Source organism: Streptomyces sp. NPDC043996, from assembly GCF_056435225.1.
Window position 1 is genome coordinate 447,300 of sequence record NZ_JBWKEY010000007.1, and the last position, 17,630, is coordinate 464,929.

Below are 17,630 nucleotides of genomic sequence, written 5' to 3' on the forward strand. Positions count from 1 at the left end.
CGAAAGTCAGGCATGGAAACGCCCCCGCCCCAGACCGAGCCCACCGCGCCCACGGACGCCGACATCGCCGCGTTCCAGGAGCAGCTGGGCCGCCCGCCGCGCGGCCTGCGGGCCATCGCGCACCGCTGCCCCTGCGGCAACCCGGACGTGGTCGAGACGGCCCCGCGCCTGGAGGACGGCACGCCGTTCCCGACGACGTACTACCTGACGTGCCCGCGCGCGGCCTCCGCGATCGGCACCCTTGAGGCCAACGGCGTCATGAAGGAGATGACGGAGCGGCTCGCGACCGACCCGGAGCTCGCCGCCGCGTACCGCGCGGCGCACGAGGACTACATCGCCCGGCGCGACGCCATCGGGGTCCTCGAAGGCTTCCCCTCGGCCGGCGGCATGCCGGACCGCGTGAAGTGCCTGCACGTCCTGGTCGGCCACTCCCTGGCCGCGGGCCCCGGCGTGAACCCGCTGGGCGACGAGGCCATCGCCATGCTCCCGGAGTGGTGGCGCAAGGGCCCCTGCGTCTCGGGCGACGAGAGCTGAGCCGCTTCCCCGCTGTGGGCGGCTGGTCCGCCCAGAGGGCGGAACGGGCGGGCACAGCCCCCCACCGCCGCGCACCCGTCAACGCACAAGGAGCACCCCAGTGACCCGCGTGGCCGCCATCGACTGTGGCACGAACTCCATCCGCCTCCTCGTGGCGGACGCCGATCCGCGGACCGGCGAGCTCGTCGACCTCGACCGCCGCATGCGGATCGTCCGCCTCGGCCAGGGCGTGGACAAGACGGGCCGCCTCGCCCCCGAGGCGCTTGAGCGCACCTTCGCGGCCTGCCGCGAGTACGCCGCCGTCATCAAGGAGCTCGGCGCGGAGCGCGTCCGCTTCGTGGCGACCTCCGCGTCCCGCGACGCCGAGAACCGCGACGTGTTCGTGCGCGGCGTCCTCGACATCCTCGGCGTCGAGCCGGAGGTGATCAGCGGCGAGCAGGAGGCCGAGTTCTCCTTCACGGGCGCCACCAAGGAGCTGACGGGCCGCGCCGACCTCGCCACCCCCTATCTCGTGGTCGACATCGGCGGCGGCTCCACGGAGTTCGTCGTCGGCGAAGGGCGGGTGCGGGCGGCCCGCTCGGTGGACGTCGGCTGCGTCCGCATGACCGAGCGGCACCTCGTGCGCGACGGCGCGGTCACCGACCCGCCGACCGCGGAGCAGCTCGCGGCGATCCGCGCGGACGTCGAGGCGGCCCTGGACCTCGCCGAACAGACCGTGCCGCTGCGCGAGGCGCACACCCTGGTCGGGCTCGCGGGCTCGGTCACCACGGTGGCCGGGATCGTGCTCGGCCTGGACGCGTACGACTCCGCGGCGATCCACCACGCGCGCCTGCCCTACGAAAGCGTCGCCGAGGTCGTGGACCGCCTGGTCCGCTCCACGCACGCCGAGCGCGCGGCGATCCCCGTGATGCACCCGGGCCGGGTCGACGTGATCGCGGCGGGCGCCCTGGTGCTGCTCTCGATCATGGAGAGGACCGGCGCGCGGGAGGTCGTGGTGAGCGAGCACGACATTCTCGACGGCATCGGCTGGTCCATCGCCTGAGCAGGCAAGATCACGTTTGAGCGGCCGCCGGGTGGGTTCGGCGGCCGCGTGATGACGTCCCGTCGGGAAAGTTCGTGAAGTTCTTCACAAGGAAAACGGCCCTGATGGGCGCGGTTCTGAGGACTTCGCGTCTCGAAGGCGGGGTTTTGAAGGCGCGGGGCTGACGCGCGGAGCGCTTCGCAGGTGTTTCGGGGGTGTGAACCGGGCACTGGTTCAGCGGGCGCCGAGGCCTGGAGTGGCTGTTCACGAGGGGTTGACAACGACTCGGAGTGGTCGGTGGTTCCCCCGGAGTGTCATGACCTCCGTCACGTGGGCGGCGAAGTGTAGCAGAGGCCCCACCCATCCTTGTGAAGGGGCGCACGAGCGACCCCCTCGGAGGGGGTGGATACTCAATGGCATGAGCACCACGGAGCGTCCCAGGATCCTCGTAGTAGGCGGTGGGTACGTAGGCCTGTACGCAGCTCGACGCATTCTCAAGAAGATGCGCTACGGAGAGGCGACCGTCACGGTCGTCGACCCGCGCTCGTACATGACGTACCAGCCCTTCCTCCCCGAAGCCGCCGCCGGCAGCATCTCGCCGAGGCACGTCGTCGTCCCGCTGCGACGCGTGCTCCCCAAGGCCGAGGTACTGACCGGTCGGGTCACGACCATCGACCAGGACCGCAAGGTCGCCACGATCGCGCCGCTCGTCGGCGAGGCGTACGAGCTGCCGTTCGACTACCTGGTCATCGCGATGGGCGCGGTCTCCCGCACCTTCCCGATCCCCGGCCTCGCCGAGCAGGGCATCGGCATGAAGGGCATCGAGGAGGCCATCGGCCTGCGCAACCACGTGCTCGAGCAGCTCGACAAGGCTGACTCCACGACCGATGAGGAGGTCCGCCGCAAGGCGCTGACCTTCGTCTTCGTCGGTGGTGGCTTCGCCGGCGCCGAGACCATCGGCGAGGTCGAGGACATGGCCCGCGACGCGGCGAAGTACTACAACACCGTGTCGCGCGACGACATGCGCTTCGTGCTCGTCGACGCCGCCGACAAGATCCTGCCCGAGGTCGGCCCGAAGCTCGGCCAGTACGGCAAGGAGCACCTGGAGAGCCGCGGGGTCGAGGTCTACCTCTCCACCTCCATGGACTCCTGCGTCGACGGCCACGTCGTGCTGAAGAACGGCCTCGAGGTCGACTCCAACACGATCGTGTGGACCGCCGGTGTGAAGCCGAACCCGGCGCTCGCCCGCTTCGGCCTGCCGCTCGGCCCCCGCGGCCACGTCGACACCCAGACGACCCTCCAGGTCCAGGGCACCGACTACATCTGGGCCGCGGGCGACAACGCCCAGGTCCCGGACCTCGTCGGCCGCAAGGCGGGCAACGAGAACGCCTGGTGCCCGCCGAACGCCCAGCACGCGCTTCGCCAGGCCAAGGTCCTCGGCGACAACGTGATCTCCGGCATGCGGGGCTTCCCGCAGAAGGAGTACAGCCACGCCAACAAGGGCGCGGTCGCGGGTCTCGGCCTGCACAAGGGCGTCGCGATGATCGTCATGGGCAAGATGAAGATCAAGCTCAAGGGCCGTCTCGCCTGGTACATGCACCGTGGCTACCACGGCATGGCGATGCCGACGTTCAACCGCAAGATCCGTGTCTTCGCGGACTGGACGCTCGGCATGTTCCTCAAGCGCGAGGTCGTCTCGCTCGGCGCGATGGAGACTCCGCGCGAGGAGTTCTACGAGGCCGCCAAGCCCGCGCCCAAGCCGGCCGCCGCCGCTCCGGTCGAGGAGAAGGCCAAGGCCTCCTAGGCTGCCCGGCCTGTCGGACGCACGTCGTACCAAGACCCGAAGGGTCCCCGCTATCCGTGGAGCGGGGGCCCTTCGGGCTTTTTCCTGGGTAAGGGGTACGGGTAGGAGGCGTGGGGCCGGGGGTTCCGGCGCCGCCGGGCGACCGCCACGACACTAGGTGCACCCTGCACGCACTTTGCCCTTTCATGACGGGATCGCGGGACTGCGCGCGCGGGGCCTTGGTGTTTACGTGGAGACGGACCGTTTCGGTACCGGCATCACGGAGGTGTGCCATGCAGGACGCCGCTTCGCGGCTGAAGAGCGTTGCCGAGCAGATGCTGGGGGTTCCGCTCCCGGTGCGCATCCGCGCCTGGGACGGCTCGGAGGCCGGTCCTCCGGGGGCGCCCGTGCTCGTCGTGCGCCACCGGCGCGCGCTGCGACGCCTGCTGTGGAAGCCAGGGGAGCTCGGGCTCGCACGGGCCTGGGTGGCGGGGGAGCTGGACGTCGAGGGGGACCTGTACGAGGCGCTCGACCTGCTCGCCGAGTTCATCTGGGAGCGCGACGAGGACGCGCCGACGCTCCTCGACACGCTGCGCGACCCGAAGGCCCGCGCCGCCGCCCGCTCGCTGGCCGCGCTGGCCGCGCCGTTCACACCGCCGCCCCCGCCGGGCGAGGAGCGGCGCAGACAGGGCAGGCTCCACCTGCACACCAAGGGCAGCGACAGACAGGCCATCAGCCACCACTACGACGTCGGCAACGACTTCTACGAGCTGGTGCTCGGCCCGTCGATGGTCTACTCGTGCGCCTACTGGGAATCACCCGGCAGCACCCTCGAGGACGCCCAGCGCGACAAGCTCGACCTCGTCTGCCGCAAGCTCGCCCTGCGGCCCGGCGCGCGCCTGCTCGACGTCGGCTGCGGCTGGGGCTCGATGGCCATCCACGCCGCCCGCGAGCACGGCGCGCACGTCGTCGGCGTCACGCTCTCGCGCGAGCAGGCCGCGTACGCCCGCAAGCGGATCGCCGAGGAGGGCCTCACCGACCGCGTCGAGATCCGCGTCCAGGACTACCGCGACGTGCGCGACGGCCCGTACGACGCGATCTCCTCCATCGGCATGGCCGAACACGTCGGCGCCGAGCGGTACCTGGGGTACGCGGCCGATCTGCACGCCCTGCTCAAGCCGGGCGGGCGCCTGCTCAACCACCAGATCGCGCGCCGCCCCGTGGGCGACGAGTCGGCGTACTCCGTGGACGAGTTCATCGACGCCTACGTCTTCCCCGACGGCGAGCTCGCCCCGCTCGGCACGACCGTCGGCCTCCTGGAGCGCGCCGGGTTCGAGGTCCGCGACATCGAATCCATCCGCGAGCACTACGCGCTCACCCTGCGCCGCTGGGTCGCCAACCTGGAGGCCCGCTGGCCCGAGGGCATCCGCCTGACGAGCCCCGGCCGCGCCCGCGTCTGGCGCCTGTACATGGCCGCCTCTGCCCTGGCCTTCGAACGCAACCGCATAGGCGTCAACCAGGTCCTGGCGGTGAAGACGCCGGACGGCGGGGAGTCGGGGATGCCACTGCGGGCCCGCGCCTGGAAGGAATAGCCCGTCCGGCGTTTGAGGACGAGCCGCGAAGCGGCGAAAAGGGGGCAAGGGGCGAAGCCCCAAACGGAAGGGGCCCCGGGTGCGCGCACCCGGGGCCCCGACGAGCACGACGTCAGTCGGACTTGATGGCCTGCAGCGGATTGAGCCGCGCAGCGCTCCGCGCGGGCCACACGGCGGCGAGCACGCCCACCACCGCGGCGATCGCCAGGAAGAGCGCGATCCGCCCGACGGGCACCTCCATCGCGTACGTCTTCACCGTGCCGGAGATGCTGTCGCCCGCGACCCACCCGAGGAACAGGCCGAGGCCGACGCCGAGCACCGCGCCGAACAGGGAGATCACGACGGACTCCAGGCGCACCATCTGCTTGACCTTCGCGCGGTCGAGGCCGATCGCGCGCAGCATGCCGATCTCGTGCTTCCGCTCGAAGACGGACATCGCGAGGGTGTTGATCACGCCGAGGACCGCGACCAGGATCGCCATGGCGAGCAGGCCGTACAGCATGTTCAGCATCAGGTTGATGGCGCCGCCGATCTCCCGGCTGATGTCGTCCTTGTCCTGGATCTTGATGGCGGGGTTGTCGCCGAGGGCCTTGACGACGGCGTCCTCGGCCTTGTCGCTGACGCCGCCCTTCATCTTCAGCAGGACCTGCTGGTCGGCGATCTTGGACAGGTGCGGGTCGACCACGGCGGTCGGCGCGAACAGGCCGTCGATCATCTCGTTGGGCTCGTAGACGCCCGCGACCTTCAGCCGGACCGTCTTGTCGTCGTCGAACTCCACCGGGAGGGTGTCGCCCGCCTTCAGGTCCTTCTTGTCGGCGAGCTTCTTGTCGACGAGTACGCTGCCCGCCCCCAGGCCGGCGGCGGAGCCGCTGACGTAGTCGAGGCTGACCAGCTTGTCGAAGGACTTCGGGTCCACGCCGGTGATGCGCGTGGAGGAGCCGTCGGCCTCGCCCCAGGCGGAGCGCAGCGGGCTGGAGGCCTCGACGTCGGGCAGCTTGTCCAGCTGGGCGCGGACCTTGGGGGTCAGCGGCTGGTAGTTCGCCATGGAGACGGTGTAGTCGGCCTTCAGGGAGTCGGCGGCCATCTTGTTGATGGCGCTGCTCATGGAGGTCGCGACGACCGTCATCGCGGTGATCAGGGTGAGGCCGATCATCAGCGCCGAGGCGGTGGAGGCCGTGCGGCGCGGGTTGCGCACCGAGTTGAGGCGCGACAGCTTGCCGGTGACGCCGAAGGGCTTCAGGAGCGGCCCGGCGGCGGCGATGAACGGGCGGGACAGCAGCGGGGTGAGGACGATGACGCCGACGAGGACGACCGCGGCGCCGCCCGCCATCACGTAGTTGTCCTCCATGAAGAGCATGACCACGCCGAGCGCGACGATGATCGAGCCGATGGTGTTGCGGACGACCAGACCGCGCGCGGTCGGCGTCGCGTGCACGCTGTTCATGGCGGCGACCGGGGGGATGCGCGCGGCGCGGCGGCCCGGCAGCCAGGCGGCCAGCATCGTCACGACGACGCCGATGAGCAGGGCGGTGACGATCGTGGTGGGGCCGATCTTCAGGGGCCCGTCGGGCAGGGATGCGCCGCCCGCGTTCATCAGGGACTCCAGGCCCACGGCCACGCCGATGCCGAGCACGAAGCCCGCGACGGCGGCGACCAGGCCGACGAGGAACGCCTCGATCAGGACCGAGCGCGTGACCTGGCGGCGCGAGGCGCCGACGGCCCGCATCAGGGCCAGCTCCTTGGTGCGCTGGGCGACCAGCATGGTGAAGGTGTTGGCGATGATGAAGATGCCGACGAACAGCGCGATCCCGGCGAAGATCAGCAGCACCTGGCTCATGGCGCTGGTGTTCTGCTCGATCATGCGGTCCTGCTCGGCCTTGAGCGAGGTCCCGGTCTCCGCCTCGGTGTCCTTCGGCAGGATCTTCTCGACGGCCGACTTCAGGGCGGCCTCGGAGGTGCCCGCGGCGGCCTTCACGTCGATCCCGTCGTACTCGGACTTGCCGAGGACCTCGCGCGCGGTGTCGTTGTCGAAGACGACGAGGCTGCCGCCCGCGACGACGCTGCCGTCGTCGGTGTCGAAGACGCCGGAGACCTTCGCGGTCTTCACGGGGCCGTCGGTGGAGTAGCGGACGGTGTCGCCGACCTGGTAGCCGGTGCGGTCGGCGGTGCGGCTGTCAAGGGCGACGTCGCCCGCGGACTTCGGGGCGTTGCCCTCGGTGAAGTCGTACCGCGGGTCCTTGCCGTCCTTGCCGGGGTAGTAGTTGGCGCCGGTGGTGCCCCAGTCGCCGCCGACGAGCTTGCCGTCCTTGTCGGCGAGCGCGGCGAAGCCGGAGTACGTGCCGATCGCGGAGGCCGCCCCGGGCAGTTCCTTGGCCCGGGTGAGCAGGCCGTCGGTCAGGCGGGCCGGCTGCTTGGCCTCCTGGCCGTCGTCGCGGGTGCCGCCGTCGGGGGTGATGGCGACCGAGACGTGGTCGAAGCTCTTCGCCGACTTGTTCTTGTAGGCGGAGCCGAAGGTGTCGGTGAAGACCAGCGTGCCGGAGACGAACGCGACGCCGAGCATGACGGCGAGCACGGTCATCAACAGCCGGGCCTTGTGCGCGAGCACATTGCGCAGGGCGGTACGGAACATGGTGTGAGGTCCTGGTGAGGGGGGTGACGTAGGTCGCGGTGCAGGAGCGCCCCGAAGGGGCGCGGGGAACTGCGCGACCAGCCACAGACGGCCCGCAGATTCAACGGAGAGCTAAGGGGGCGGGCGGCCAGGCCACCCGGCGGCGGGGCCGACCGGCGTCAGCTGGTACGGCCCTTGGCGTCGAAGTCCTTCATCCGGTCGAGCACGCGGTCAGCGGACGGCTGGTGCATCTCGTCGACGACCCGCCCGTCCGCGAGGAAGATCACGCGGTCCGCGTACGACGCGGCGACCGGGTCGTGGGTGACCATGACGACGGTCTGGCCGAGCTCGCGCACCGAGTTCCGCAGGAACCCGAGGACCTCCGCGCCGGAGCGCGAGTCGAGGTTTCCGGTCGGCTCGTCACCGAAGATGATCTCCGGCTGGGAGGCCAGGGCGCGGGCCACGGCGACGCGCTGCTGCTGGCCGCCGGAGAGCTCGGTGGGCCGGTGGGAGAGGCGCCCGGCCAGGCCCACCATGGAGATGACCTGCTCGAGCCACTGCTTGTCGACCTTGCGGCCCGAGATGTCCATGGGCAGGGTGATGTTCTCCAGGGCGGTCAGGGTGGGCAGCAGGTTGAACGCCTGGAAGATGAAGCCGATCTTGTCCCGGCGGAGCTTCGTCAGCTGCTTGTCCTTGAGCGTCGACAGCTCGGTGTCGCCGATGCGCACGGAACCGGAGCTGAAGCTGTCCAGACCGGCCACGCAGTGCATCAGGGTCGACTTGCCGGAGCCCGAGGGCCCCATGATCGCGGTGAACCGGCCCTGTCCGAAGTCCACGGAGACGCGGTCGAGCGCGACCACCTGGGTCTCGCCCTGGCCGTACACCTTGGACAGGTCCGTGGCTCGCGCCGCCACGGCGGTGGCGGGGGCGGCGAAGGAAGTGGTGGTCACGGGCGGAGCTCCTGTCGGGACGACGTGTCGAGGGGACGTACTCCATCGTCCTGGCGGATCGGGGCCCGGTAGTCAGCCGCTGTTCCGGTTCCTGGGGGCGACTGCGGTCGGACTCGGTGCGGCCATGTCATACCTGGGGATGACGGGAGCCCCTGAGGCGCGGCACGCGTGACACGGCCGGGTGACCCTTGGTGACACGTGCGGGGAGGCGCGGGGAAGCGACCGGGGAGGCGCTCGACGCACGGCCCGGTGGCGGGGGTGCGCGGGGGCGGCGCACAACGGTGCGCGCCAGGGCCGGGGCGGGGGCCGCGGCGGACAGAGAACGCTTGCTGTCCGACACACGCAGACGGCTAAATTCCGTCAATTCCCTCTGGCTCGCGGGCCCTGGTGGATGAGGTCGATGGCAAGTACCACCGGCGCGTACCAGGTGCTGATGCACCCTCAGACGTCAATAAAATAAGACAACGTCGGGCTGCCGTTCCGCTATTCGGGGGATGCCTCCCGATAAGGTCGAAGCACTTGATGCGGAGCCCATGGCCTGCCCGGATGGTGGAATGCAGACACGGCGAGCTTAAACCTCGCTGCCCCTTAGCGGGCGTACCGGTTCAAGTCCGGTTCCGGGCACCTCCGCCGTCCTCTGGGACCCCGAGCGCCCCCGTACGGCTGCCGACACGGGGCCCCTTGCGCGACGGACCCTCAACTCCCGCCCTGCTCAGCGCTCTTGATGACGGCGAACGGCGCTCCCCAGGGGTCGAGCGCCATGGCGAAGCGTCCGATGCCCTCGGCGTCGGCGGCCGGAATGATCACCGTGGCGCTCGCCTCCGAGGCCCTGGCGAGGGTGGCGTCGACGTCGTCCACCTCGAAATACGGATGCCACTCCGGGGTCGAGCCCGCGTCCAGGTTGTCCTGGTGCAGCTGCATCAGACCGCCGTGGCTGTTCTCCTCGGAGCCGCCCGCCGGGGTCAGGACCGTGTACGTCAGCTCCGGGCTCATCGCCACGTCGTTCGTCTGCCAGGCGAACACCGAGCGATAGAAAGCCTTCGCTGCTTCGGCGTCCGTCGTGTACAGCTCGACCCAGGTCAGCGAGTTCGGGACGGCGGCGATCTCGAAGCCCTGGGTGTCCGCGGGCTGCCAGACGGCGAAGTCCGCGCCCGTCGGGTCGGTGAACTGCCCCATGCGCCCGAAGGTGAACACGTCCGAGGGCGCCACCCGGACGCTGCCGCCGCCCTGCTCCACCGCCTTGGCGGTGGCGTCCGCGTCCGGCGTGTGGAAGTACACCGTCCACGCCGACGACGCGCCCTCCTCGGTGAGCGGGCCGACGCCCGCGACGGTCCTGCCGTCCTGCCGGAAGAAGCCGTAGCCGCCCGCGTCGGGGCCAGCGGGCTCGTACTCCCAGCCGAAGACCGACGCGTAGAACTCGGCGGCGGCGGGGGTGTCGGGGGTGCCGAGGTCCAGCCAGTTCGGGACGCCGGGGACGAACGAGGTGGAAAGCATGACGGTTGCCCTTCGCGGTCGGGGCGGGCTTTCTTTCCTGGCCTTCCCCAGCATGGCAGCGCCCACTGACAACCGCGCGGTGCGCCCCAGGCCCGCCCCTTCCCGAACCATGGGGCTCCGCCCCCTGGCACCCCCGAAAAGCATTGGCGCTCCGCGCCTCGTCCTCAAACGCCGGACAGGCTGGATCTCCCGGCCGTGGCTGCGAAGTTTTAGCCCCTCCGGCGTTTGAGGAGCGGGGTCTGGGGCGGAGCCCCAGTTCGGGAAGGGGCGGGTCTGGGGCGCCCCCGCGAGGCCCCGTTGACGCCGACGTCGCCCCGGCGCAGACTCCCCGGATGCTGCGGACCCAGGTAGGGATCATCGGGGCGGGCCCGGCCGGCCTGCTGCTCGCCCGGCTGCTGCACCTCGCGGGCGTGGAATCCGTCGTCCTGGAGACCCACGACCGCGCCTACGTAGAGGCGCGCCAACGCGCCGGAGTCCTGGAACACGGCACCGCACAGGCGCTGCGCGCCGCGGGCGCGGGCGAGCGCATGGACCGGGAGGGCCTGCGCCACGACGGCATCGAGCTGCGGTTCGCCCGCCGCAGGCACCGCGTCGACTTCCCCTCCCTCACCGACGGCCGCTCCGTGACGGTGTACGCGCAGACCGAGGTGTGCAAGGACCTCATCGCCCTCCAGCGGCGCGAGGGCGGCCCGCTGCTGTTCGGCGCGCGGGCGCTCGCCGTGGAGGGCGCGGACACCGCGCGCCCCCGCGTGCGCTACCGCCACGAGGGCCGCGAGCGCCTCCTGGAGTGCCGTTACGTCGCCGGGTGCGACGGCTTCTGGGGCGTGGCCCGCGCCGCCGTGCCGCCCGCCCTGGCCCGTACCTACGAGCGCGCGTACCCCTATGCCTGGCTCGGTGTCCTCGCCGCCGTGCCGCCCTCCCACGACGAGCTGGTCTACGCCCGCCACGACCGCGGCTTCGCCCTGCTCAGCCTGCGCTCGCCGACTGTCTCCCGGCTCTACCTCCAGGTCCCGGAGGGCACCGACGCCGCCGACTGGAGCGACACGGCGGTCTGGGACGAGCTGGACCGGCGCCTGGAGACCGACGACGGCTGGCGCCTCGCGCGCGGGCCCCTCACCGCGAAGTCCGTCACGCCCATGCGCTCCTACGTCCACGAGCCCATGCGGTACGGACGGCTCTTCCTCGCCGGGGACGCCGCGCACATCGTGCCGCCCACCGGCGCCAAGGGCCTCAACCTCGCCGTCGGTGACGTCGTCGCCCTCGCCCGGGCCCTCGTCGCGCACGAGCGGACCGGGGACACCGCGCCCCTCGACGCGTACTCCGCGTCCTGTCTGCGCCGCGTCTGGCAGGCGGAACGATTCTCCAGCGCGCTGACGACGCTGCTGCACCGCCACCCCGAAGCGACCCCCTTCGACGACCGCGTCCAGCTCGCCCAGCTCGACCGCGTCGCCACCTCGCGCCCGGCCCGCGCCGACCTCGCCGAGGCCTATACGGGATCGCCGTTCGACGGCGTACTGTGACCCGCGACACCACCCGATAGGGGGAGCGGGCGCGGGCGGGGAACACAGGACCCGGCCCCGGGCGTTCCTCCAGCGCGGACAGCGGTGCGGACAGGGGTATCCCCGCCACCTGGCGGAAAAGATCCTCCCCAAGCACTAGGCACATCCTTTTGCCTACGCATTACCCTTGAAGCAAAGCCACGCACGGTGGCCATGGAGGAGTGAGATGAGGAGCAGCAACCCGGTCTTCTCGCGACGGGGGTTCAGCCGCGACAACGGCTATGCGGGCTTCAACGCGCAGCCGCAGGCCGGGGGCCCCGCAGTCGGTACGCAGACCAACCCGTACGCGGGCCAGCAGGCCCCCACCAACCCGTACGCCGCGAACCCGTACGCCCAGCAGGGCCTCCAGGGCGCCCCGCCCCAGGCCCCGGCGGCCACGGGCCGGATGACGATGGACGACGTCGTCATGCGCACGGCCACCACGCTCGGTGTCCTCGTCGTGACGGCCGCGCTCGCCTGGGCGCTGCTCCCCGTCGACGACGCGAACATCAGCAAGTCGTACGGCATCGCGATCGGCGCCGGTCTGGTGGCGATGGTCCTGGGCTTCGTCCAGGCCTTCAAGCGCAAGGCGTCGCCGCCCCTGATCCTGGCGTACGCCGCCCTGGAAGGCGTCTTCCTCGGCGTCGTCTCCAGCGTCGTCGACAACCGCATCGCGAGCGGCGCGGCCATGCAGGCCGTGCTCGGCACGATGGCCGTCTTCCTCGCCGTCCTGGTGGCGTACAAGGCGGGCTGGATCCGCGTCAACCGCCGCTTCTACGGCTTCGTGATGGCCGCGGCCCTCGGCTTCGTCCTGCTGATGGCGGTGAACCTGCTGTTCTCCGTCTTCGGCGGCGGTGACGGCCTCGGCTTCCGCAGCGGCGGCCTCGGCATCATGTTCGGCATCATCGGCATCCTGCTCGGCGCGTGCTTCCTGGCCCTGGACTTCAAGCAGGTCGAGGACGGCATCGCGTACGGCGCCCCGCGCGAGGAGGCCTGGCTCGCCGCCTTCGGCCTCACGATGACGCTGGTCTGGATCTACCTGGAGTTCCTGCGTCTGATCGCGATCCTCCAGGGCAACGACTGACGGTACGCGGGCGCGTAGCCGACCCACGGCCGAAGGGCCCGCGGAATTCCTTCCGCGGGCCCTTCGTCGTGTCGTGGAGTCCTGTGGGGGATCGGGGGGTCGGGGAGCTACGGATGCGGATCAGCCGAGTTTGCGCGCGGCCCGCCTGAGGTCGTACTCGTGGATGATCGCCTTCGCGTGGCCGTAGGCCAGATTGTGCTCGCCGCGGAGCCAGCTGACTTTCTCCTCGAAACGGAAGAGCGAGGGTCCGTCGTCGACGGTGCGCAGCCAGTCGGATACTTCACGACCGGTGCAGTGGGGGATGCGGGCGAGCAGGTTCCGGTGGGTCTCCTCGGAGAAGACTTGGGACATCGGCGCCTCCGGACGCGTTCGATGTGGTCCGTCCTTCACGCCACCGTGCCTGAGCGTTCGGATATTGGCAACAGTCCCGGCTCGGCGCATAGGGTCGCACCGTGCTCGATACGACGCCTTTGATCGCCGCCGTGGACCATTTCGCCGACCGGCTGCGGGCCGCGCCCCAGTCCCGGCTGCAGCGCGGAGCCGCGGCGGAAGCCCTGGAGCTCGCCCGAGAGTTGGCGGTGCGCTCCCAGCTCAGCGAGGCCCCGGGGGCCGAGCCGCGGCGGATGCCGGACGCCGGGATGTTCGCGGCCGCCGATCAAATCACCGTCGCCGGACGTGACTTGGCGCTCGTCCTCAAGGACGAGCGCGATCTCGCGGAGGCGGTGCGGCTTGTGGAGGAGTCGCTGGCGCGGGCGGGGGTGTGAGCGCCGCCGCGGTGCTCAGACCGAGGCGATGACGCGGTCCGCCAGGATGTAGACGTTCTCCGTGCCGCACGCGAACGTCAGCGCGTACGCGCCGGAGACGCCGGAGCCGCCGAGCAGGACCGGGGCCTGGCCGTCGCGCAGGGCGGCGGCGAGCAGCTCCGCGGTCTCGCGGTGGCCCGGGGTCATGCACAGCGTCGTACCGTCCGCGAAGACGTACACGTCCAGGGTGCCGAGGGGTCCCGGGCGGACGTCGGCGAGCGCCGTGCGGGCGTCCGCGAGCTCTTCCAGGCAGGCCACGGTGCGCTCGTGGTCGCCCTGCGCGGGCGACTGCACCGGCACGAAGTCGGGGTGCGAGGGGTGGCGGCGGCGGGCCGCGGCCAGCTCCGCGGACTCGCCCGCGAACTCCTCGGGCTCCGCGTACGGCTCCACGACCGGCTCCAGGCTGTCCGATTCCAGACCCACCAGATCGGCCTGGCGCGGCAGGAACAGCTCGTCCGCGACGCTCTCCGGCAGCCCGCTCAGGAGCGAGGGGGCGTCCGCGATGTCACGGGCCTCCTGCGCGGCCCAGAACGCGCGCGCCTCGGCCAGCTCGCGCTCCCGCTCCTCGGCGAGGGCGTCCGCGACCGCGGCCCGTATCTCGTCGGTGTCCACCGTCGTCCGGGCCGCGGGCACGGCGGCACGGCCGCCACCGGCCGCGACCCGGCTCTCGGCGAGCTCGGTGCGCAGGTCGGTGATCTGCTGCCGCAGTCCCCGCACGGTGTGCAGGGACGCGGCTCCCACGGCCGTGGCGGCGGCCGCGGAGAGCAGCAAGGCAAGGTGCATGGCGCTCACTGACGTACTCCCGGTTTCAAGTCGACCCCCGACTTCCTACATCAGCTTGAAGCCTGCACCATCCAGCTGTCAGTGCATTACGTCACGAATTGGACAGGACTTTCGGCCCGGTGTTTCTTCGTGGACCGGATCTGACCTGGGCAAATGCGCTGCCCCCAGGAGATTGGTCACATCCTGGGGGAGATTGGGTCACGAATGTGTGGAGAGGGGGGAGGGGCCGCCGTTTCCCGACTGGTGAGACGGACGGCCCCGCCGCGAAGCCCTGGGGTCCGGCGGCGACCCCCGCGTACTAGCTGAGGCGCTCGATCACCATGGCCATGCCCTGGCCGCCGCCCACGCACATGGTCTCCAGGCCGAACTGCTTGTCGTGGAACTGGAGGCTGTTGATCAGGGTGCCGGTGATGCGGGCGCCGGTCATGCCGAAGGGGTGGCCGACGGCGATCGCGCCGCCGTTGACGTTGAGCTTGTCCAGGGGGATGTCCAGGTCGCGGTAGGAGGGGATCACCTGCGCGGCGAAGGCCTCGTTGATCTCGACCAGGTCGATGTCGCCGATGGTGAGCCCGGCGCGCTTGAGCGCCTGCTTGCTGGCCTCGACGGGGCCGTACCCCATGATCTCGGGGGAGAGGGCGGAGACGCCCGTGGAGACGATCCGGGCCAGCGGGGTCAGGCCGAGCTCCCTGGCCTTCGTGTCGGACATGATCACGAGCGCGGCGGCGCCGTCGTTGAGCGGACAGCAGTTGCCCGCCGTGACCAGTCCGTCCGGGCGGAAGACCGGCTTCAGGCCCGCGACGCCCTCAAGGGTGACGCCCGCGCGCGGGCCGTCGTCCTTGCTGACGACGGTGCCGTCGGGGGTCGTGACGGGCGTGATCTCGCGCTCCCAGAAGCCGTTCTTGAGGGCTTCCTCGGCGAGGTTCTGGGAGCGGACGCCGAACTCGTCCATGTCCTGGCGGGTGATGCCCTTGAGCCGGGCGAGGTTCTCCGCGGTCTGGCCCATCGCCATATACGCGTCCGGGACCAGGCCGTCTTCGCGCGGGTCGTGCCAGTCGGTGCCGGTCTGCTCGGCGCGCGCGGCGGTACGGGCCTCGGCGTCCGCGAACAGCGGGTTGTGGGTGTCGGGCAGACCGTCGGAGGTGCCCTTCTTCGACCGGGACACCATCTCGACGCCCGCCGAGATGAAGACGTCGCCCTCGCCCGCCTTGATGGCGTGCAGGGCCATGCGGGACGTCTGGAGGGAAGAGGAGCAGTAGCGGGTGATCGTGCAGCCCGGCAGGTGGTCCATGCCCATCTGCACGGCCACGATCCGGCCCAGGTTGTGGCCCTGCTCGCCGCCGGGCAGGCCGCAGCCCAGCATCAGGTCGTCGATGTCCCTGGGGTCGAGCGCGGGGATCTTCGCGAGGGCGGCCTCGATGATCGTGGCCGTCAGGTCGTCGGGACGGAGGTCCTTGAGCGAGCCCTTGAAGGCGCGGCCGATGGGGGAGCGGGCGGCGGAGACGATCACGGCTTCGGGCATCAGGGGCTCCAGGGGTAACCGGCGGAACGGGCGGGACGTACTGGGAAGTTACCCGGAGGTAGGGGGTTGGGGCAGGGGGTTGGGGCTGTGACTAGCACCGCATCGCTCCTGGGCGCGCGCGGGATCAGGGGGTTGGGGGGGCGGGGGTGGGGTGGGCGTCTGCCGTCCGTTCGTCTCTTGGGTGCGGGTTGTCGCGCTCGTGCCCGCCGCTGCGCGGCGGATGCTCGCCCACCCACCCGCCCGTGCCGCCCTGGCGGCCAGGGCGCCGACCTGGCGCCTGCCGGTCTTTTGGGCGCGGCTGCCTCCGGCCTTCCGGTCGTGGTGTGGTTGTCCTCCCCGCGCCGCCGCCTCCGGCCCTGCTGTCGCGGTGTGGTTCCCCCCCCGCTGCCTCCGACCCTCCTGTCACGGCGTGACTGTCCTCCCCGTGCTGCCCCCGGCCTTCCCGTCGCGGTGTGGCTGTCCTCCCCGCCCCGCTGCCTCCGGCCTTCCCGCCGCGGTGCGGTTGCCCTCCCCGCGCCGCCCCCGCCCCTCCCGTCACGGCGCGGCAGGCCCTCCCGCCGCCCCCTGTTTTCCCGCCGCGGAGCGGCGGAGATGCGGTGGGGTGCTGGGGGGCTTCCGGGGGTGGTTTCTCGCCGCGGAGCGGCGGAGCGGTGGGGGGTGCGGGAGTGCCGGGTGGTGGGTGGGCGGGTGGGAAAGAACGCCGCGGAGCGGCGGGGTGCCGGGGGCAGGCGGGCCAGGTGTCGGTGCCCGGGGTCAAGGGATCGGGGTCGGGTCCGGGGTTTGGATGCGGCGGCGGCGTCGGCGTTTGAGGAGGGCGAAGGGGCCCCGGGGGCCCGAGGGCATCGCGCCGGTGACCTCGGTGCCCCCCTCGGCGGCGGCGCGGGCCGCCGCCCGGGCGACCGGCAGGAAGCCCTCGCGCCGCGACACGTCGGGGCGCTCCTCCTCCGGCCACAGGCCGAGCGCCGCGCAGAGCGTGGGCAGGAGCGCCATCGCCGCCGTCGCGTACCCCTCCGCCGAGGGGTGGTAATTGTCGGGTCCGAACAATTCGCGGGGGTTCGCCGCGAACTCCGGGCCGAGGAGGTCGCCGAGGGACACCGTCCGGCCGCCCTGCTCGACGACCCCGATCGTCTGCGCCGCCGCCAGCTGCCGCGAGACCCGGCGGGCCAGCCACCGCAGCGGCTGGTACACGGGCTCGATCGTGCCGAGGTCCGGACACGTGCCAACGACCACCTCGGCCCCGGCGGTGCGCAGTCTGCGGACCGCCGCGGCGAGCAGGCGCACCGACCGCGTCGGCGGCATCCGGTGCGTCACGTCATTGGCCCCGATCATCACGACGCACACATCGGGCACCCACCCTGTCTCGTCCGACAGGACCAGCGTCACCTGCCGGTCGAGGTCGTCGGACTGCGCCCCGGCCTTGGCCACGACCCGCAGGTCCACCGGCCGTTCGGCCACCGCCGCGAGCCCGGACGCGAGCAGCGCCGCGGGCGTCTGCCGGGCCCGGTGCACACCGAGCCCGGCGGCCGTGGAGTCCCCGAGCATCGCGAACCGCAGCGGCTCCCCGCAGGTCGCGCGCGCCGCGAACGCCGCCCCGTACCGCCCGTCGGCCCGCGGCGGCGACCCGTGCCCGCCGTTGCCCACGGACCGCTTCGCCAGCTGCACCTCGGCGAGGACGACCCCGACCGTGGCCGCGCCCAGGAGGCCGATGCCCCCGCCTCCGTACGCCGCGCCCGCGGCGATCCGCCGCGCCACCCTCGCCCTCGACATCCCCGCTGTCACCCCTGCCAGGTCGTTGTGGAGCCATTCGTCCCGTACATCCAGTGCTTGCCCCGTCGGGGCCCTCGGCCAATCGCGTGCGGAGGTGAAGCGGGCAGATGGCCCCGTAGGCTGACGGCTACCGCATACGACCACCTCGTGCGGT

Annotated in this window: 14 protein-coding genes and 1 tRNA gene; 8 read left to right on the forward strand and 7 right to left on the reverse strand. The window is 71.7% G+C overall.

What is annotated here, in order from left to right; all coding sequences use genetic code 11:
• The first annotated feature begins 12 nt into the window (after nt 1-12).
• The 4 genes from AC07A4_RS21250 (at nt 13) to AC07A4_RS21265 (ending at nt 4,930) form a co-directional block, all read left to right on the forward strand.
• Entirely contained in the window at nt 13-534 is a 522-nt protein-coding gene (locus tag AC07A4_RS21250; protein ID WP_478600852.1) for a DUF501 domain-containing protein, read from the forward strand.
• 100 nt (nt 535-634) lie between these two features.
• Nucleotides 635-1,576: a Ppx/GppA phosphatase family protein gene (locus AC07A4_RS21255; protein ID WP_478600854.1), complete on the forward strand. Its 942-nt coding sequence runs from the start codon at nt 635-637 to the stop codon at nt 1,574-1,576.
• Between the two features lie 397 nt (nt 1,577-1,973).
• On the forward strand, nt 1,974-3,359 hold the full coding sequence (locus AC07A4_RS21260) for an NAD(P)/FAD-dependent oxidoreductase (RefSeq protein WP_478600857.1): 1,386 nt from the start codon (nt 1,974-1,976) through the stop codon (nt 3,357-3,359).
• Nucleotides 3,360-3,631: 272 nt separating this feature from the next.
• Nucleotides 3,632-4,930 (forward strand): class I SAM-dependent methyltransferase, encoded by a 1,299-nt coding sequence (locus tag AC07A4_RS21265; protein ID WP_478600860.1) that lies wholly within the window; start codon nt 3,632-3,634, stop codon nt 4,928-4,930.
• 112 nt (nt 4,931-5,042) lie between these two features.
• On the opposite strand, the gene AC07A4_RS21270 is transcribed toward AC07A4_RS21265, so the two are convergent.
• Both AC07A4_RS21270 and AC07A4_RS21275 read right to left on the reverse strand, forming a co-directional pair.
• Nucleotides 5,043-7,559: an ABC transporter permease gene (locus AC07A4_RS21270; RefSeq protein ID WP_478600863.1), complete on the reverse strand. Its 2,517-nt coding sequence runs from the start codon at nt 7,557-7,559 to the stop codon at nt 5,043-5,045.
• Between the two features lie 158 nt (nt 7,560-7,717).
• Nucleotides 7,718-8,488 (reverse strand): ABC transporter ATP-binding protein, encoded by a 771-nt coding sequence (locus AC07A4_RS21275; RefSeq protein ID WP_478600866.1) that lies wholly within the window; start codon nt 8,486-8,488, stop codon nt 7,718-7,720.
• Between the two features lie 540 nt (nt 8,489-9,028).
• On the opposite strand from AC07A4_RS21275, the gene AC07A4_RS21280 reads away from it, so the two are divergent.
• A tRNA-Leu gene (locus tag AC07A4_RS21280) sits at nt 9,029-9,112 on the forward strand.
• 72 nt (nt 9,113-9,184) lie between these two features.
• On the opposite strand, the gene AC07A4_RS21285 is transcribed toward AC07A4_RS21280, so the two are convergent.
• Nucleotides 9,185-9,982 (reverse strand): VOC family protein, encoded by a 798-nt coding sequence (locus AC07A4_RS21285; RefSeq protein ID WP_478600869.1) that lies wholly within the window; start codon nt 9,980-9,982, stop codon nt 9,185-9,187.
• Nucleotides 9,983-10,317: 335 nt separating this feature from the next.
• Here AC07A4_RS21285 and AC07A4_RS21290 point away from each other — a divergent pair, with 335 nt between their 5' ends.
• The gene (locus AC07A4_RS21290; RefSeq protein ID WP_478601077.1) at nt 10,318-11,502 is read left to right on the forward strand and encodes a 4-hydroxybenzoate 3-monooxygenase; all 1,185 of its coding nucleotides are present in this window, start codon (nt 10,318-10,320) and stop codon (nt 11,500-11,502) included.
• A gap of 205 nt (nt 11,503-11,707) precedes the next feature.
• The gene (locus AC07A4_RS21295; RefSeq protein WP_478600872.1) at nt 11,708-12,604 is read left to right on the forward strand and encodes a Bax inhibitor-1/YccA family protein; all 897 of its coding nucleotides are present in this window, start codon (nt 11,708-11,710) and stop codon (nt 12,602-12,604) included.
• A gap of 120 nt (nt 12,605-12,724) precedes the next feature.
• Here the strand turns inward: AC07A4_RS21295 and AC07A4_RS21300 are convergent, their stop codons facing one another.
• A complete protein-coding gene (locus AC07A4_RS21300) occupies nt 12,725-12,955 on the reverse strand; it encodes a DUF4287 domain-containing protein (RefSeq protein ID WP_478600875.1) in 231 nt (76 codons plus the stop codon).
• Nucleotides 12,956-13,056: 101 nt separating this feature from the next.
• Between AC07A4_RS21300 and AC07A4_RS21305 the strand changes: the two genes are divergently transcribed.
• Nucleotides 13,057-13,368: a hypothetical protein gene (locus AC07A4_RS21305; protein ID WP_478600878.1), complete on the forward strand. Its 312-nt coding sequence runs from the start codon at nt 13,057-13,059 to the stop codon at nt 13,366-13,368.
• Between the two features lie 15 nt (nt 13,369-13,383).
• On the opposite strand, the gene AC07A4_RS21310 is transcribed toward AC07A4_RS21305, so the two are convergent.
• From AC07A4_RS21310 to AC07A4_RS21320, 3 genes are all read right to left on the reverse strand, one after another.
• A complete protein-coding gene (locus AC07A4_RS21310) occupies nt 13,384-14,199 on the reverse strand; it encodes a hypothetical protein (protein ID WP_478600880.1) in 816 nt (271 codons plus the stop codon).
• A gap of 289 nt (nt 14,200-14,488) precedes the next feature.
• Nucleotides 14,489-15,709, reverse strand: coding sequence for an acetyl-CoA C-acetyltransferase (locus tag AC07A4_RS21315; RefSeq protein WP_478600883.1), 1,221 nt, complete (start codon nt 15,707-15,709; stop codon nt 14,489-14,491).
• 753 nt (nt 15,710-16,462) lie between these two features.
• The gene (locus AC07A4_RS21320) at nt 16,463-17,461 is read right to left on the reverse strand and encodes an SGNH/GDSL hydrolase family protein (RefSeq protein WP_478601079.1); all 999 of its coding nucleotides are present in this window, start codon (nt 17,459-17,461) and stop codon (nt 16,463-16,465) included.
• Between the last annotated feature and the right edge of the window lie 169 nt (nt 17,462-17,630).

Coding starts and splice junctions, on each gene's coding strand:
- AC07A4_RS21270 (WP_478600863.1), bottom strand. CDS start 7,559: ATGTTCCGTACCGCCCTGCGCAATGTGCTCGCGCACAAGGCCCGGCTG.
- AC07A4_RS21300 (WP_478600875.1), bottom strand. CDS start 12,955: ATGTCCCAAGTCTTCTCCGAGGAGACCCACCGGAACCTGCTCGCCCGC.
- AC07A4_RS21250 (WP_478600852.1), top strand. CDS start 13: ATGGAAACGCCCCCGCCCCAGACCGAGCCCACCGCGCCCACGGACGCC.
- AC07A4_RS21265 (WP_478600860.1), top strand. CDS start 3,632: ATGCAGGACGCCGCTTCGCGGCTGAAGAGCGTTGCCGAGCAGATGCTG.
- AC07A4_RS21285 (WP_478600869.1), bottom strand. CDS start 9,982: ATGCTTTCCACCTCGTTCGTCCCCGGCGTCCCGAACTGGCTGGACCTC.
- AC07A4_RS21260 (WP_478600857.1), top strand. CDS start 1,974: ATGAGCACCACGGAGCGTCCCAGGATCCTCGTAGTAGGCGGTGGGTAC.
- AC07A4_RS21315 (WP_478600883.1), bottom strand. CDS start 15,709: ATGCCCGAAGCCGTGATCGTCTCCGCCGCCCGCTCCCCCATCGGCCGC.
- AC07A4_RS21295 (WP_478600872.1), top strand. CDS start 11,708: ATGAGGAGCAGCAACCCGGTCTTCTCGCGACGGGGGTTCAGCCGCGAC.